The following is a 16,027-nucleotide window of genomic DNA, read 5'->3' as shown; positions in this document are numbered from 1 at the left end:
TTCTAACTTTTGAAGTAACTGAAGATTGAGCCATCAAATAAGTTACTTTCTATACAATTTCAAATACCTAGCAGTAATGTGCTGGCCTTTACCCATGCAGCGATTATTTTTCCAACAACTTTTGCTGTGTTCTTCGACAAACACACTCTTCAGGTCAAGTAATGTCAAACAAACACTCATCAATGTTGATAAAATTGTCGTTTATAAAAAATAAAATATACCCAAGTTGCTTGGGTATGACGGTTATTAACCAAGGAGTTTTTAGATGCAAAAGATTTTTGCAATACTCGCAGTACTTCTGCTGGCCGGTTGTTCGACCACTGAAAACACACACACTGATAGCCAATGCATTGGCCAGATGACCACTGAAGAAGCCTATGGCCATCTCAACCCTGAGCGCTTCACAATCCAAGTACTGGCTCTGACTGAAGAGCGCCAGGCTGATGTTAGAAACTACATTAACCATATCCAGGGCCAGCAGCCGATTTGGGTCAACTGGAAGAAAAGCCAGAGTGGTCGCTGGTATGCGGTGATATACGGGGATTTCGAAACAAAAGAAGAAGCCAAGTCTGTAATCGACCGTCTTCCTGAAGCCGTCCGCCAACAAGGTCCTTTCATCCGCAGTTTTGCCGAAGTGCAAAACGACAAACAAACGGATGTATTCCGTTTACGTTGATCAAAAAAGCCGGAGCAAAACTCCGGCTTTTAAAATATATTCAAACGTCAACGAACAGGCCTCAATCGAACAACTGGCCGACGGTTTTCATCGGAATAAACATCCTGACTCGGCCGTTGTACTCACACAGTACTTCAAAACCATATTTAGTATAAAAAGACTTAGCGTCTGGGCTCAAACAATCCACCACTATAGCGTAAGCTCTCATATGCGCATTAACTTGCCATAAGTATTTTAACGCCCTAACAAGACTCACCTTCCCCAAACCGTGACCATGATATTCATGATGAACGGCAAGTTGAGCTAACAGAAATACGGGGATAGGATACTTGGGGAGCTTTTTTGCCATTGCTGCAGGTAATGTATCGCGGCAGATAGAGCTTGGCGCAATGCTATAGAAAGCACAAATCGGTAGTTTTTGGTTTGGGAGCGGAAGTACGGCAGGTAGTACCATTGTTCGGCTAATACCTGCCTGCATATGCTTCGCCGCTTGGGTCTGTATAAATGTGTTGAGTTCCGGTTCTCCACAATCAAACGATGCACGGTCATGCAACCTTTTATCAAGCTCGATAAATTCTTTGGACCAACTCACTTACTTAAAGCCCTTCTCATCTGCAAAATTAACTGCATCGCGCAATGCTTTATTCGGTGACTTCGCCTTATCACATGCTTCGACAAATCGATCAAACGCATCACTCTCAAGGGTGATACTTTCATGCTGTGCGATCACTTGGCTGGCATCTTCATCCATAAGACGAACCACATATTCAGTCAAACTCTTCAACCCCAATAATGCTGAGGCCTTTTCGGCTTTGGCTTTAATTTCTTCATCTAAACGCAAGTCTAAACGCGCTGTTGCCATGTTAACCTCCTTCTATACGGAAGTGTTCCGTACAAACAAAGTATAACCTTTCATTGTCAGAACGGCAATTCGTACGGAAAGCTTCCGTACGAATTACCTATAAGCACATAACGGCTACAGCGCTTAGGATGACATCACTGCTGACTTTTGTTCGGCATGATTGTCTTCATATTGTCCCTCTAGCTTACGGAGTTCACGTAGCAAGATGAACAACAACATTAACCCTGTCGCTGCAAGTCCAACGGCTAAGCCACCCCAGACGCCCTCCAAGCCGAAGATGTACATCAATACCCAGGCTGCCGGAAGGCCAATGAGCCAATACCCAATCGCTGTTGTGACGGTTGGGGCTTTTACCACTTTCATTCCACGTAAGATGCTAATCGCAGCCAGTTGCCAAGCATCGACAACAAAACAAGCAGCAACCATGATCATCACACTCGGCAGTGCAGCAACCAACTCTTCAGCCAGAGCATCCCCTTCCACATTGAAGATAACGGTAAGAAATTCAGGATTTGAGATCAATAAGACCCCAAAAACGGCACTGGTAACTGTAACTAATAACAGCCCCTGTTTTGCATAACGCTTGACCATCTCGGGCTCTTGCTGGCCGACATGTTGGCTCACCAAAATTGAAGCCGCTTGTGATAAACCAAATGCCACATTCCATGACAGGTTTAGGCACTGCATGGCAATTTGATGAATAGCCAGTGACACCGCGCCCAATGTACCCGCTAATATTACGGCGGTAGAAAATAACGCATGCTCCATCAAGGTCGCAATCATGATAGGCACACCAATCGCCAACAAGGGGACGAGGATGCCTAAACGATACTCCTGCCAGTTGATAAACGGGTTGTACTGACGGTATTTGTTACGGGTAAAGACCCAATAGCCATAACCTAGCATGACGATAAAGGCGGCTAACGCTGTGCCATAACCTAAACCGGCCAACCCCATCTGCCAATGGAATGCCATTAAATAACTTAATGGCACATTCAAGATGACAGTGACGATAGACATCACCATTACCGAGCGGGTATCACCGAATGCGCTTACCAAACTGCGCAAAACAAGCAAAACCAATGTTGGTAGCATCGCCCATTTAAGCGCATCGAGATAATCAACCGCTAGGACAACGGCCTCTGGATCCTGATTGGCTTTAAGCAACAAGCCATCCATCAGAAAGAAAAGCGGTAATAAGGTCAGCGTCAGAATAACGGAAAGGAGCAGGCCGCTCTTGAGTGAAATGCTGACGTCCGCATCACCTTTCTCTGTGTCTTTCAGCCTTTTGCCATAAGCGATAGCAATCAAATTCGCCACACAACCTACCGTACTACCCGCAATAGTAAATATGATCGAATACACAGCAGCGCCCAGGCCACCACCAGCAATGGCAATAATACTCATCTGCGCCATCATCCAAACATCGGTAAACACCAACAATTGCGCAACCAGCTGAGAAATAATTAGCGGCACAGCTAAGCTGATCAGTTTTTTCATTTTCCACCACAAACACTAAAGCATTGCTAAACAGACAGGGATTTCAGCAGCGATGGAAAAGGGGTGCCTCTTTGAGGAAAGTAGGCAGAAAATGAGACCAACCATCAAACTACTGATATACAACATATTCATTCAAGTTGCGGGATTCAGGACTGAGATGAGATCCCAAGCCGCTTGAAGTGACTTGAATATCGTTAATGTAAAACCTTCCGGTTTGTGTTTCAAACGACATTTATAGTACCTTTGCATTCATAAAACTCATGCGAATAACATTCAACCTGGACTTTCTACGCCAAAGGAGCCGTCGATGAAGAAAAGACACAGCCTACTCCCTCCTTCCTTAAATGGATTACGGGTTTTCGAAGCATCAGCTCGTCACTTAAGTTTTACCCTGGCGGCCGACGAACTCAATGTGACGCAAAGTGCAGTCAGCCGTCAAATCAGGCAGTTAGAAGAGCAACTTGGGTTTGCATTGTTTATTCGCCATCACCGCTCACTCGAACTTTCTCAGCAAGGAAAAGAAGTCGCGTTATTGCTCACCCGACAATACAGTGAATTGAACCAAACTCTCCGTCAGTTGAAAGCAAAGGAAACCGATACCTTGAGGATACAGGTTGCTATGAGCTTTGCGGTCCGTTGGCTTATCCCTCGTTTGCATTCCTTTAAATCACTCAACCCAGATATCAATATCGTCTTGTCTTCAAGCATGGGGCACAGCAATGAGCTGTTGCAGTTAGAGGAGGATGACTGTGATATTGCGATATACAACGTCCCTGAAATCAGTAGAAGCAGCAATATGCCCACGTTCCTCAGAAAAGAATATCTCGCCCCTGTATATTCTGAGCTGTTAACCAAGACCGAGCAGCCAATCTCAGTCGATGAGCTCATCACCAACTACCCACGATTGCATCCAACGCCAGATCAATGTGACTGGCACGAATGGCTCACTCGCAACAATCGGCCAGACCAAATCAGTAAAGATGGGCTAACGTTCAACACATTGGATATGGCTTTAACATCCTGCTTCGCAGGCCAGGGGGTAACGATTACGGATCTCATGCTTGTCGTGCATGAACTTCAGCAAGGTTATTTGAAGCTGCCGAACTCAGCGACCATCGTGACCAACAGTACTTGGCAATATTACTATCAAACTGTCAGCAAAGGTGACACCGTCACTCGATTTGTCGACTGGATGGTTCAAGAGGAGAAAAAAGACATGGCCGCACTGACCCACATGGCGGAACGGCACGGCTGGGAAATTATTGATTAATGGCTAACAACAATGCTCAAGTCTCGTTAAGGCGCTGGCTGTAAAGTTATATGCTTATACCGAGTCAATTAGCTCAGGTAAAATATCAAACAGGTCGCCAACTAACCCATAGTCAGCAATTTCAAAGATTGGTGCTTCGGGATCGCTATTGATCGCCACAATGACCTTGGCATCTTTCATCCCTGCAAGATGTTGAATGGCCCCTGAAATACCTACTGCAATGTACAGTTCCGGTGCGACAATCTTACCGGTTTGCCCAACCTGATAATCATTGGAAATATATCCAGCATCCACCGCAGCCCTAGAGGCCCCTATTGCTCCATCGAGTTTATCTGCGAGCTGTTCGATTAACGCAAAATTCTCTTTGCTACCAAGCGCTCTGCCTCCCGAAACAACGACTCGCGCAGCCGATAATTCGGGTCTTTCACTTTCAGATGCCTGTCTTTCAACAAGCTCACTCCAATCATTACCGATAACGATATCTAGCGCTTTTTGTTCCGCTTGAGTCTCACCCAAAGATGCTGCATCAAATGCCGAACCACGAAGGGTCATCAACAATTTACTATCACTGCTGCGGACCCGCGCGAGTGCATTACCGGCATATATTGGCCTGATCACTGTATCTTCACTTTCAATGATAACAACATCAGACAGCATCCCCACATCCAACAATGCAGCAACCCGAGGCAGAAGGTTTTTACCAAACGTTGTTGCCGATGCGACAATATGGCTGTAATCCGTTGCAATCTCGGCGATCAATAATGCGCTATTTTCAGCCAGCTGATCTTTATAGTTGGGATCATCTGCTACAAGGACTCGACTGATACCGTCGATCCTCGATGCTTCTTCGGTTACCGACTGGCATTGACTCCCTATAACCAGCACATCAATGTTTAGCTTTAAAGTCGATACCGCCCCGACGGACTTGAGTATTTCCCCACCCAAGCGATGATTATCATGCTCTGCAATTATTAAAATCGTCATCAGATCACCTTTGCACTGTTTTTGAGTTTATCGACAAGCTCGGTCACAGAGTCGACTTTTACACCGGCAGCACGCGGCGTTGGCGTTAATATCTCAATAACGTCTTGATGATTCTTTATCGTTACCCCTAGCGTCTCAGGAGTAAGGACATCAAGCGGCTTTTTCTTTGCTTTCATGATATTGGGGAGAGATGCATAACGTGGTTCGTTTAACCGCAAATCAGTGCTCAGTATCGCAGGCAACGTTAGGCGAAGCGTCTCAAGTCCTCCATCGACTTCTCGCGTCACAATTATTGCTTGTCTCACCCCATTAGTGACAACGTCACTTTCAATAGTCACATTTGAAGCAAATGTCCCCTGTGAGTAGCCCAACAGAGCCGAGAGCATTTGCGCAACCTGATTATTATCGGTATCTATAGATTGCTTGCCTAATATAAACAGCTCTGGTTGGTCTTGTTTGACCAACGCAGCGAGTAATTTCGCAACGGACAAAGGTTCAACCACAGCATCGGTTTCAATATGTATTGCTCGGTCAGCCCCCAACGCCAAGGCGGTTCGTAATTGTTCTTGGCAAGCGGCCTCACCAGCAGAGACGACGACGACTTCATCAGCATGACCAGCCTCACGGAGGCGAATCGCTTCCTCTACCGCAATTTCGCAGAATGGGTTCATGGACATTTTGACATTGGCGGTTTCAACACCTGACCCATCACTTTTCACCCTTACCTTAATATAAGGATCAATGACACGCTTAATCGCAACATACACTTTCACAGGCACATCCTTATCAAACCAGGCGGCTAAACCCGTAATTGACGTATTCTTTGAGCCTAGTTGAGTTTACGTTTACGTCAACTGGACTATATTTTAACCAAGCGCAGTACAGTTAGGGATTAGAACATGAGTTCAGAGCAGCAAAGAGAAAGCATGTCGTTTGATGTTGTCATTGTCGGTGCTGGCCCTGCCGGATTATCTGCAGCCTGTCGCCTGATGCAGCTTGCCAGTGAAAATGATCACCCCTTGTCAGTTTGTGTTGTGGAAAAAGGCGCTGAAATCGGAAGCCATATTCTCTCTGGTGCCTTATTCGAACACAAAGCGCTGGATGAACTTTTTCCTGACTGGGAACGCATGGGTGCGCCGCTACACACTGCAGTGTCCGATGATAAATTTTGCTATATCACCAATGAGTTCAACTACATTACCGTGGCTGAGCCATTGATACCCGAAACCTTACAGAACATCGGCAACTTTGTTATCAGTTTGGGCAATCTCTGCCGTTGGTTGGCTAAGCAGGCTGAAGACTTAGGGGTAGATATTTTTCCAGGCTTTCCTGCCAGTGACATCCTCTACAATAGTCAGGGCATGGTGGCGGGAGTCATCACCAAAGATATGGGGTTTGATAAACAAGGGGGAAAAAAATCCACTTTTGAACCTGGTATTGAACTGGAAGCAAAGTACACGATTTTCGCCGAAGGATCTCGAGGACACCTGGGTAAACAGCTCATTGAACAGTTCCATCTCGACCACGGTAAGCAACCCCAACATTACGCTTTAGGGCTTAAAGAATTATGGGAGATCCCGGCAGAGCACCATCGTCCTGGTCATGTTATCCACGGCATCGGTTGGCCGCTGAGTCAAACTGGCACCAACGGAGGTAGTTTTCTATACCACCTTGAAAATAATCAAGTCGCAGTCGGGCTGATTGTTGACCTGAACTATCATCACCCCTACTTAAGTCCCTTTGATGAGTTTCAGCAACTAAAACATCATCCTCTATTTAGTCAGCACTTAACCGGCGGCCAGCGTGTTGCATATGGTGCAAGAGCAATCACAAAAGGTGGACTATCTTCCTTGCCCAGACAACAGTTTCCAGGTGGCGTGCTGATTGGTTGTGATGCAGGTACTTTAAATATGGCGAAAATCAAAGGGAGCCATACCGGTATGAAGTCCGGCATGATCGCCGCTGAATCTGTCTTTTATGAATTGGAACAAGGCTTTCATCAGACAACACCGGGCTATGACAAAATCTTTAGCCAATCTTGGTTACATGACGAACTGCATGAGTCACGAAACGTCGGGGCAGAAATCCACCGCTTTGGAAACTTGCTTGGCGGGGCCTTGTCCTCTATCGAGCAAAAATGGTTACGTAAGACCTTCAAATGGACGCTGAGGGACGAACAACCTGATCATGAATGCCTCGAACCGATAGCCAACCACCAGCCAATTCACTACCCAAAGCCAGATGGCATGTTAAGCTTCGATAAACTGTCTTCAGTATTCTTATCTGGCACGCAACATGAAGAGAATCAGCCCTGCCATTTACATTTGGCTGATGACTCTATTCCGATAAATTTACACCTTGAGCGCTATGCGGAACCTAGCCAACGATATTGCCCTGCAGGCGTTTATGAGGTGATAGAAAAAGATGGTAAAGCGACATTTCAAATCAATGCCGCCAACTGCATACATTGTAAAGCCTGTGACATCAAAGATCCTTCCCAGAATATTACCTGGACACCCCCAGAAGGCAGTGGCGGACCTAATTATCCAAACATGTAACGCAAACCAAAAAGCACTTCGTTTGCAACCAAGAAGGTTACGTTACAAGCCTATAAGCTCTATTTGGACCAACGCGTTTTACGCCACAGCGCTTGCTGTTCGGAAGAGAGGAACGTCCACGCCACGACACGAGTGAGTTTCTGTCCCTGCGCCATGTCTATCGTTTTAACCTCGACCGCCCCAACCTTTTTTAGCTGCTTATAAATCAGCGAAAGGTTGTCTTTCTTCGACACCAACGTGGTAAACCAAAAACACTGACTGGCTTTATCGACACTCTGGTCGATCATACGCCTAATAAAAGCAGCCTCACCACCAGGGCACCATAATTCAGCCTTTTGTCCGCCAAAGTTCAGCACAGGCTTGTTTCCTTTCATTGCCTGTTCACGATACTGTGTGCCTTTCTTTTGCGAGTTGGCAGCAAGGTTTTTTACCTTACGTTGACTGCCTGCCATGGCTTCTGCTAGAGAACTATGGAATGGAGGGTTGCATAAAGTGAAATCAAATAAATCGTTATCATTTATCATACCGGTAAAAATATGGTCAGGGTTTTTCTGTAAACGGCATTGTATGCCGCCTTTCAATGACGGATTAGAATCAACAATAAATTTGGCCGATTTGACCGCAATTGGGTCGATATCAGCGGCCGTAAACTGCCAGCCATATACACGGTGACCAATGATTGGATAAACACAGTTTGCACCGGCTCCGATATCTATACCTTTTATCGCTTTCCCTTTCGGGATCTTGCCACCGTTAGCATCAGCCAAAAGATCGGCAATATAATGCAAGTAATCAGCTCTTCCAGGAATCGGCGGACAAAGAAAACCAGCAGGAATATCCCAAAATGGAACCGAGTAAAAATGGCTAAGCAAGGCACGGTTAAGCATTTTGACTGCATCAGGGTTGCTAAAATTGACCGACAAATCGCCGTAGGGGTTCGTTTCTACAAACGGTGATAATTCCGGACAACTATGAATTAGCTTGTCAAAATCATAACGGGCTCGATGAGGGTTTCGTGGGTGCAGCCCCTTACTCGGCGCTTTCTGCTTATGTTTTTGTGCCATATCGTTTTCTATATAGAGTATTACTCGGCCTAAGGCCGAAAAAAGATGTATCCTACTTGAATCTAGCCGACCATGAAACCATTACAGCCTTTGCGCTGGTTGCTTTTCATACAAAAACCCTGACTAAAACGTCAATCCCCGCCTGCCTCTTGAAAAACCCTGTGACAACTTAAACAAAAACTATACATTCTCACAATCTAAACTTTACTATTACATGGTATGCATTAACAATGTTCATTGGGACTGCGAGCGACTAAGGAAAGAGGTGGTACGTGAATATTATCAAGCGCACATTGTTCATTATCACCATATTACTGCTGCCTATTCAGTCACTAAACGCAGGTCAGTCTGTTGCATTTTACTACAACAAGATTGATTCAGTTCGAGAGCTTGTCAACTACGATCGTGTGGTTGTCACCCCAGACTTAATTACCGATAAACACATTAAGACTCTGCAAAAAGCAGACACACTGGTTTTCGCCTACCTCAGTGTTGGCGAGTATGACGGTGAAGCATTACCCGAAAACCTTGCAGGACACTCACCGCTCATCAATCAAAATTGGTCTAGCCATGTGATGGATTTATCTGCAAGTGAGTGGCAAGAACACCTCACCAAGCAAGCAAGCAGTCTTATGGGGCGAGGCTTTGACGGTATTTTCCTCGATACACTAGATAGCTATACTCTTTTTGCCGAATCACCTGACGAAACAACCAAGCAGCAAACAGCCCTTGCTAACATCCTTGATGCATTACATGCACTTCCGGCCAAACCTCTTCTGATATTCAACCGTGGTTTCGAAATACTCGACCAGCTAAATTTCCAACCGTATGCGCTGGCCGCCGAGTCGATGTATAACAGTTACGACCCAGTAGCAGGTAGCTATCAATTGGTATCTGAATCTGACCGCCAATGGCTAACAGGCAAACTTGAAGATATCAAACACGTTGGCGTTGAAGCCATTGTCATCGACTATTTACCAGCCAGTGACAGGAATGCCCAGAAGCAAGCAGCCAAGCGCCTGATCAACGAAGGTTACACACCTTATATCAGTGACGGTTTACTGTATGAGTTCGGTGTCAGCACCATTGAACCGATTGCAAAACGGGTTCTCGGCTTTTATGACAGTCAATTTGGCCGCATGACCACATCGCAATGTCACCGTATGATGTCGATGCCGATTGAATATAAGGGTTATGTCCCGGAATGTTTAGATATTCGAACCACTGATTTCAGTAACATTGATATTAGTCGTTATGCCGGTTTCTTTTTTTGGCTTGAAGAAAACAGTTACCAACAAGTACCGGCCTTACAAAACTGGCTTGATACGCTTATTGGTAAGCGTCCAATTTTATTCCTCAACTCGCTACCGAGTAAGCAATCTGTCTTAGCTAAACTGGGCATTGCCAATAAAGGGGAAATGTCGGGTAACATCACTCAACAACAAGGTCATAACTGGACTCAACAGTTTTACCCTGCTTCATTTAGCCAATTTGAAAAACACACAATGTGGCACCCTACACAGATCGGCGTGAGCAGTGAAATTACCTTTGGTAACGAAGCCGGCCAAACCACCACAGCACTGTTCAAAGCGCCATGGGGAGGAGCCGCATTGGCTCCCTTTCCCGTCATGGCGCTTGCTAACAACACTGAAACTTGGATTCTGGACCCTTTCCGGCTCATTAACGCAGTCTTTCCATTGCCTGATATTCCCGCTGCAGATGCAACAACCGAATCAGGGTTACGAATATTAACCAGCCACGTTGATGGCGATGGTTTTCCCTCTAAGGCATGGTTCCCGGGTAAACCCTATACTGCCGAAGTACTCAATGATCATATCTTCACACAATATGACATCCCACAAACTATCTCAGTAATCGAAGGTGAAGTGGGTAAGCGCGGTCTTTATCCGGAACAAAGTGACAAAATGGAAGCCATCGCTCGGGAAATATTCCGTTTACCTAATGTCGAAATCGCTTCTCATACGTTTAGTCACCCTTTCTTCTGGGACTTTTCAGCCGACATCAAAACGAAGCAATATGGTAACAACTTACCTATTCCAAATTATACCGTTGATTACTACAACGAAATTTTAGGTTCTATCAACTACATAGACAAAAAGCTCGCCCCAAAAAACAAAAGAGCCGAGCTGATTTTATGGTCAGGCAATGCCGACCCAACAGAAGAGATCCTCGCTATTGCGGAACAGGCAGATGTTCTGAATGTGAATGGTGGCAACACCTACGTAGTCCGTGGGAACAACAACTTCACCCAAATCTCCCCAACAATTGCATGGTACCCTTCCGCCGTACAGGTTTATGCCCCAGTACTTAACGAAAACCGCTATACAAACCTTTGGACTGAACATCACGACGGTTATAGCCGAGCGGTTGAAACGTTTGAAATATTAGGCAGCCCACGTCGGTTAAAAAGTATTAGTATTTATTATCATATGTACTCTGGCGCATACCCTGCTTCACTCAATAGTTTAAAGAAAGTCTATGACTGGGCGCTAAAGCAACAAAGCACCCCTTTATACTTGAGTGAATATGCCCACAGAGCGCGAGCACTTTATGAAACGGGGCTCGCCCGTACACTGGATGGTCAATGGCAAATTGCGAGTACTGGGGTCGCCAGTATCCGGCTACCTGATGTCTTGGGCTACCCAAGCGGTAACGAGTTTGCGGGGTGGAATTCAGGGCCTGATGGCAAATTTATGATTCTTAAACAGCCTAAGACCCGCTTTAGAACAAACCATTCACCAGACAGTGCAGTTCACCTCGAAAGTACAAATGGTACACTGGTAAATTGGAAAATAACGAACAACGTCATTGATTGGGCTGTGTTTACACATATGCCATTTAAAATGGTAGTGAGAGGGGCCAATAACTGTAAACGCATTGATGGTCCTCATTTGACCATAAAAAAACGCGGAGAAGGGAAAATAGAATTAGCAAGCCACGAAACAGGTAAGCTAACGGGCACTATTCAGTGCCAAATGCTGTAACGCAAAGGAGTCTTGATTAGCGATGGCGAAAGACAAGAACAAAAAGCCAAGAATAAGGCTCATCAACAAATTCACCCTCGTGGTGTTAACTGCTACGTCTTTATGGGCGTTGTGGCTTGTTGCGCCAAATAAATCTATGCTCATACAACTTATTGCCCGCTCCTCATCACCTGACGTATCACTGGCCTTTTTGCAACAACTATACAGCGATGACCCGAATAACCGCGAGATAATTAAACAAATCGTAAATAACTATGCCGCTACAGGAAAATTAACCGATGCGGCCGAGCTGCTAGAAAGTATTCTAATAACAACCGAAGGTAACAACGATTGGGATGCCCTTAGCCAATATCTTGCTCTGCTCTTAGAACAAACGTATCAAGATGAGCCAGAGGCTAAACAACAAGCCCAAACGGCGTTGTTAGATCTATTGAACAGAATTGATTATGTCCCGGAAGCAGAACTTGCCCGCCAGTTTGCTGATACGGCAATTTCATTATCAATGCCGGATAAAGGGTTCGATTACCTTTACCCCCACCAGCAAAGTGGCGAAACCTCTTATAACGAGCTGATTTCTCTTGCCTTGCAAAGTGAGGATTACGATAAGTCACTTAAAGTCCAGCTTGATGCGTTTCGTGAATTTGACGATCTTGAAAACGCCGAGAAACTATTTGATTTAATGTTAAAAAGCGCCCAACCCCAGCTAAGTCGATATTTTTTTAACAGCTACAGAGGACCGCTTTACAACAACACCGACTTTCTCACTACAGGAATAGCGCATTCTACGCAGATAGGAAACCTTGATATTGTCCTGGCTCTTTCCCGCCATCTCTTAACCATTGAGCCAACAGTAGAGCTATATACCCAAACGGCACGAATTGCGATAGCTCTTGGTGATCTCAATCTGGCCGAACAATTGCTGCTTGAGGCTATCGCCATCGCACCAAACCAATCTGATTATGTATTGCTTCATCAGATTTATCGCTGGCAAAGCAAGCTAGAAAAAGCACTGTCAGTCAGCATTGAACTGGCGTCGCTTAATCCGAGTGCTAAAAATATTCGTGCTGGTATCGATGAATCAAGAGCATTGGGCGACATCTTAAATGAAGGTAAATTTTTCAAGCAGTTGGCCACACACAACTATATCTACCAAGCAGAGTACACCCAATGGCTCAACGCACTTGAAAAAGGTGAAGGTACATCCGCCGCATTTCAGAGCTTGCTTGCCCTACTTGCCAAGCGCCCGAATGATACTCAACTCCTTAGTCACGTTACTCGTTTATACAGTTACCGCAGCGATCACAAGTCTGTGATCCGTTACGGTAACCTGCTACAGAATAAACGGCCACTGAACGTCACCGAAGCGTTACGTATTTCCAATGCCCATATCATGTTAAATCAGCCTAAACTGGCTCTAAACACACTGGTCAACCCAACCGATTGGGTGGAGGCTGATGAGGACTACCTTGAAGCGGTTTCTTCTTTGGCTTGGGAGACCAACAACCGAGCCCTATCAATGACGTCACAAACAGAGTTGGCATCGCGAGCCAGTTCAAACATTGATGTATACCGTTATATCAATATATTGTCGCCACTAGATGAAGAAAAAATACCGCAACTGCTTACCTTATATGACAAAAACAATAATACTCAGTTACTCCTAGCTGCCGTTCGGCACGCTGCACAAAATAAAGATACTAAACAGCTTGAGCAACTGATTGAAATCGCCAAGCAGAACCCTTCGTTTAACCAACATATTGAAATGCTGTCATATCAAGCATTGTTGGCAGAGTGGCAAGAAGAACCAGATAAAGCTAAGCAACTGTACTTTAGTATTTTACAGTTGGCCCCCACAAACTCGTCGGCTGTCGGTAATTTGATATGGTTTGCAGTCAACGAGGGCGATCTCCACACACTCGACCAAGTATACCGCCGCTATAAGCCAGTATTAGCAACTGACCGTGACCTTTGGCTAGCCTTCGCCACCGCAAGCCAACAACTTGGATTGAATCATGAGGCTGATATTTGGTATCGCCAGCTATTGCTCGACAATGATAGTCCTGAGCCTTCTGTTTTGCTCAATTATGCCCAGTTACTCGAACAGCAAGGTAATGGTGAAAAGGCCTATCAATTGCGTCGTTACTTGCTCGACAAGCAGTCAGCAGAATTACTGGCATTACCCGATGGTGACATTAGCTACCGGTCATTAGTAAGGCTATTTGTTGGCGAGCTGATCGCCAGCCAAATGATAGAAGAAAATACCCTGACCAAGCCAACGGACAATAACGTCGGTGAACTATTCGCCGACTATTTGGCACGCAATCAAGGCGAGAAAATACTGTTCTGGCATCAGCGCACAGCGCTTGGTCGCTATCAAATTCCAGAATGGCAGCAACTTTCTCTCGCTCTACAGAAAAAAGATCGGGCAAAAGTTGAGGCGATTTTATCTCGTGCGGTCAACTTGCCAAAAGCAGATGAAAACATCGCGCTGCAATTTGTTGGTGAACACCAGAAAGCATGGCAACAAGGTCAGACTAACATTGGTCAAATGGCAGATAAAACAGCAGAGAACCAACTTCGCCGTATTCATGTGACCCAACATCCTGCGAAAACGCATAGTATCCGAGCCCAGCACACACAGATCACTCATTGGGATGTCGACCGTTCCAGTCTTGATTATTACTCCCCTCATTATCATGGCAACTGGCGCCTAGGGCTGGATAGCCAACGGTCAGGCTCTCCTGACCAACTGTCCAATACCGATATTGAAGATGAATTCCGTTTGCGGGGCCGCTACCAATACCAGATGAGTGAAAGCTATTGGGCGTTAGGCATCGATTTAGCCGATGGTGTCGGCGATCAACGACTAGGGCTTAATGGTGAATACCAATACGCTGTCGACGACGACTTACGCCTCGGGATCAGGTTCGGCCTCAACAGCCATATAGAGGCCAGTGAATTACTCAATATTGCTGGGCAAGATAATTTTCTTGGCTTCAACTTTGCGTACCAGCCAACCGCAAGAGAATCGTTGACGTTTCAATTCAACCTACACGATCTCTCGACCCGCTTTGACGATGAGATAGGACAAGGCTGGGATCTCAGCTTACGTGCTGCCGAGCAGTTTTTCTTTGCCGATCCTGCTTGGCAAATCTACGCTGATGTCACCATGCAGGATGTCAATCTCAGTGATGACACATTGAACGGGATCAACCGTTGGCATAATGAAGTAACACCACTGACAAGTGGCGACTTTATCGAAGACAGTTACCAGCGAGTGGGAATTGGCCAGCGCGTTTGGCACGGCGAACCAGGCCAGCCCGGCGCAACCGTGCCCTCACCAAGATATTGGTTTGACAGCTCGCTTGGATACAACTTCTCCAGTTCACAAGTGGATGTCACCCTAAGTGCTGGTTTGGGCTGGCGTGTGTTTGGTAATGATGAGCTCTACTTCAGTACAGACTGGCAAAGCCAAGACAGAAATGGTGACGAATCGTTGAAAGTGACACTGGGTTACTACTACGGCTTTTAACTTCAAACGAATTTTTACAAGGATGAGCATGATGAAAAAGATACTCACTTTAGCCAGCCTCTTAATACTGAGTGGTTGCAGTAGTTATCAAGTCACTGACAGCAATACTTTCCCGGCTGATAGCCGCTGGGCAATCATGCCTATGTATAACCATACAAGCACCCCTCTTGCAGCTGAAAAAGCCGAACAGATTCTAAGTTCACAGCTGTTTGCAAAAGGAATTGTTACCGTGAAATACCCAGCATCGGCTGTCAATGATCTACAAAGCATTCTCGATGACTCTGCAAAACAGAAGCAAGCCAACGCATGGCTGGCAACCCAACCTGTTGACTATATAATCACCGGTTCTGTTGAAGAATGGCATTACAAAAGTGGACTTGACGGTGAGCCAGCTGTTGGCATCACGCTAGAAATCAAGTCTGCAAAGAGTGGTAAAACTTACTGGCAAGCTTCGGGCAGCCGTGGCGGCTGGGGGCGTGAAAGTGTCAGTGGCACCGGGCATATCGTCATTGAAGAATTACTTAGCGGCTTAAATGTCGCAGCACGAGATAGCCAATAAGTGTAAGGTTGATGTAT

General features: G+C 45.7%; 12 protein-coding genes. 6 read left to right on the top strand and 6 right to left on the bottom strand.

The genetic code is table 11. The annotated features are described in order from the left end of the window. Nucleotides 1-265 precede the first annotated feature (265 nt). Nucleotides 266-676: an SPOR domain-containing protein gene (locus tag C9I99_RS03780; RefSeq protein WP_107347487.1), complete on the top strand. Its 411-nt coding sequence runs from the start codon at nt 266-268 to the stop codon at nt 674-676. 61 nt (nt 677-737) lie between these two features. Here C9I99_RS03780 and C9I99_RS03775 read toward each other — a convergent pair whose 3' ends face one another. The 3 genes from C9I99_RS03775 to C9I99_RS03765 all read right to left on the bottom strand — a co-directional run bounded on the left by C9I99_RS03775 (nt 738) and on the right by C9I99_RS03765 (nt 3,038). Then, nucleotides 738-1,268: a GNAT family N-acetyltransferase gene (locus tag C9I99_RS03775; protein ID WP_107347486.1), complete on the bottom strand. Its 531-nt coding sequence runs from the start codon at nt 1,266-1,268 to the stop codon at nt 738-740. Further along, a complete protein-coding gene (locus C9I99_RS03770) occupies nt 1,269-1,538 on the bottom strand; it encodes a type II toxin-antitoxin system TacA family antitoxin (RefSeq protein ID WP_107347485.1) in 270 nt (89 codons plus the stop codon). 123 nt (nt 1,539-1,661) lie between these two features. Next, the gene (locus tag C9I99_RS03765) at nt 1,662-3,038 is read right to left on the bottom strand and encodes an MATE family efflux transporter (protein ID WP_107347484.1); all 1,377 of its coding nucleotides are present in this window, start codon (nt 3,036-3,038) and stop codon (nt 1,662-1,664) included. Between the two features lie 307 nt (nt 3,039-3,345). On the opposite strand from C9I99_RS03765, the gene C9I99_RS03760 reads away from it, so the two are divergent. Beyond that, nucleotides 3,346-4,308: a LysR family transcriptional regulator gene (locus C9I99_RS03760; RefSeq protein ID WP_107347483.1), complete on the top strand. Its 963-nt coding sequence runs from the start codon at nt 3,346-3,348 to the stop codon at nt 4,306-4,308. Between the two features lie 54 nt (nt 4,309-4,362). Here C9I99_RS03760 and C9I99_RS03755 read toward each other — a convergent pair whose 3' ends face one another. Then, a complete protein-coding gene (locus C9I99_RS03755; RefSeq protein ID WP_107347482.1) occupies nt 4,363-5,292 on the bottom strand; it encodes an electron transfer flavoprotein subunit alpha/FixB family protein in 930 nt (309 codons plus the stop codon). Then, nucleotides 5,292-6,065, bottom strand: a complete 774-nt coding sequence (locus C9I99_RS03750; RefSeq protein WP_107347481.1) for an electron transfer flavoprotein subunit beta/FixA family protein — start codon at nt 6,063-6,065, stop codon at nt 5,292-5,294. Before C9I99_RS03750 ends, C9I99_RS03755 begins: the two co-directional genes overlap by 1 nt. A gap of 153 nt (nt 6,066-6,218) precedes the next feature. Between C9I99_RS03750 and C9I99_RS03745 the strand changes: the two genes are divergently transcribed. Next, nucleotides 6,219-7,850 (top strand): electron transfer flavoprotein-ubiquinone oxidoreductase, encoded by a 1,632-nt coding sequence (locus C9I99_RS03745; protein ID WP_107347856.1) that lies wholly within the window; start codon nt 6,219-6,221, stop codon nt 7,848-7,850. 59 nt (nt 7,851-7,909) lie between these two features. Here the strand turns inward: C9I99_RS03745 and rlmF are convergent, their stop codons facing one another. Beyond that, nucleotides 7,910-8,914, bottom strand: a complete 1,005-nt coding sequence (gene rlmF / locus C9I99_RS03740) for a 23S rRNA (adenine(1618)-N(6))-methyltransferase RlmF (RefSeq protein WP_107347480.1) — start codon at nt 8,912-8,914, stop codon at nt 7,910-7,912. Between the two features lie 272 nt (nt 8,915-9,186). Here rlmF and C9I99_RS03735 point away from each other — a divergent pair, with 272 nt between their 5' ends. The 3 genes from C9I99_RS03735 to C9I99_RS03725 are packed head-to-tail and all read left to right on the top strand — an operon-like array spanning nt 9,187 to nt 16,010. Next, the gene (locus C9I99_RS03735) at nt 9,187-11,919 is read left to right on the top strand and encodes an endo alpha-1,4 polygalactosaminidase (protein ID WP_243734314.1); all 2,733 of its coding nucleotides are present in this window, start codon (nt 9,187-9,189) and stop codon (nt 11,917-11,919) included. Nucleotides 11,920-11,941: 22 nt separating this feature from the next. Continuing rightward, on the top strand, nt 11,942-15,451 hold the full coding sequence (locus C9I99_RS03730; RefSeq protein ID WP_107347479.1) for a tetratricopeptide repeat protein: 3,510 nt from the start codon (nt 11,942-11,944) through the stop codon (nt 15,449-15,451). A 28-nt stretch (nt 15,452-15,479) separates the two neighbouring features. Continuing rightward, a complete protein-coding gene (locus C9I99_RS03725) occupies nt 15,480-16,010 on the top strand; it encodes a hypothetical protein (protein WP_107347478.1) in 531 nt (176 codons plus the stop codon). The last annotated feature ends 17 nt before the right edge of the window (nt 16,011-16,027 follow it).

Origin of the sequence: Photobacterium lutimaris (genome assembly GCF_003025555.1) — a bacterium.
In the GTDB taxonomy this organism is placed as follows: Bacteria; Pseudomonadota; Gammaproteobacteria; order Enterobacterales; family Vibrionaceae; genus Photobacterium; species Photobacterium lutimaris.
The sequence above is the reverse complement of the archived record's forward strand: the minus strand, read 5'-3'. Positions and strand labels throughout refer to the sequence as shown.

Bases quoted from the DNA above. Each gene is read 5' to 3' on its own strand.
- C9I99_RS03765 (WP_107347484.1), bottom strand. From the start codon at position 3,038: ATGAAAAAACTGATCAGCTTAGCTGTGCCGCTAATTATTTCTCAGCTG.
- C9I99_RS03755 (WP_107347482.1), bottom strand. From the start codon at position 5,292: ATGACGATTTTAATAATTGCAGAGCATGATAATCATCGCTTGGGTGGG.
- C9I99_RS03760 (WP_107347483.1), top strand. From the start codon at position 3,346: ATGAAGAAAAGACACAGCCTACTCCCTCCTTCCTTAAATGGATTACGG.
- C9I99_RS03745 (WP_107347856.1), top strand. From the start codon at position 6,219: ATGTCGTTTGATGTTGTCATTGTCGGTGCTGGCCCTGCCGGATTATCT.
- rlmF (WP_107347480.1), bottom strand. From the start codon at position 8,914: ATGGCACAAAAACATAAGCAGAAAGCGCCGAGTAAGGGGCTGCACCCA.
- C9I99_RS03770 (WP_107347485.1), bottom strand. From the start codon at position 1,538: ATGGCAACAGCGCGTTTAGACTTGCGTTTAGATGAAGAAATTAAAGCC.
- C9I99_RS03730 (WP_107347479.1), top strand. From the start codon at position 11,942: ATGGCGAAAGACAAGAACAAAAAGCCAAGAATAAGGCTCATCAACAAA.
- C9I99_RS03780 (WP_107347487.1), top strand. From the start codon at position 266: ATGCAAAAGATTTTTGCAATACTCGCAGTACTTCTGCTGGCCGGTTGT.
- C9I99_RS03725 (WP_107347478.1), top strand. From the start codon at position 15,480: ATGATGAAAAAGATACTCACTTTAGCCAGCCTCTTAATACTGAGTGGT.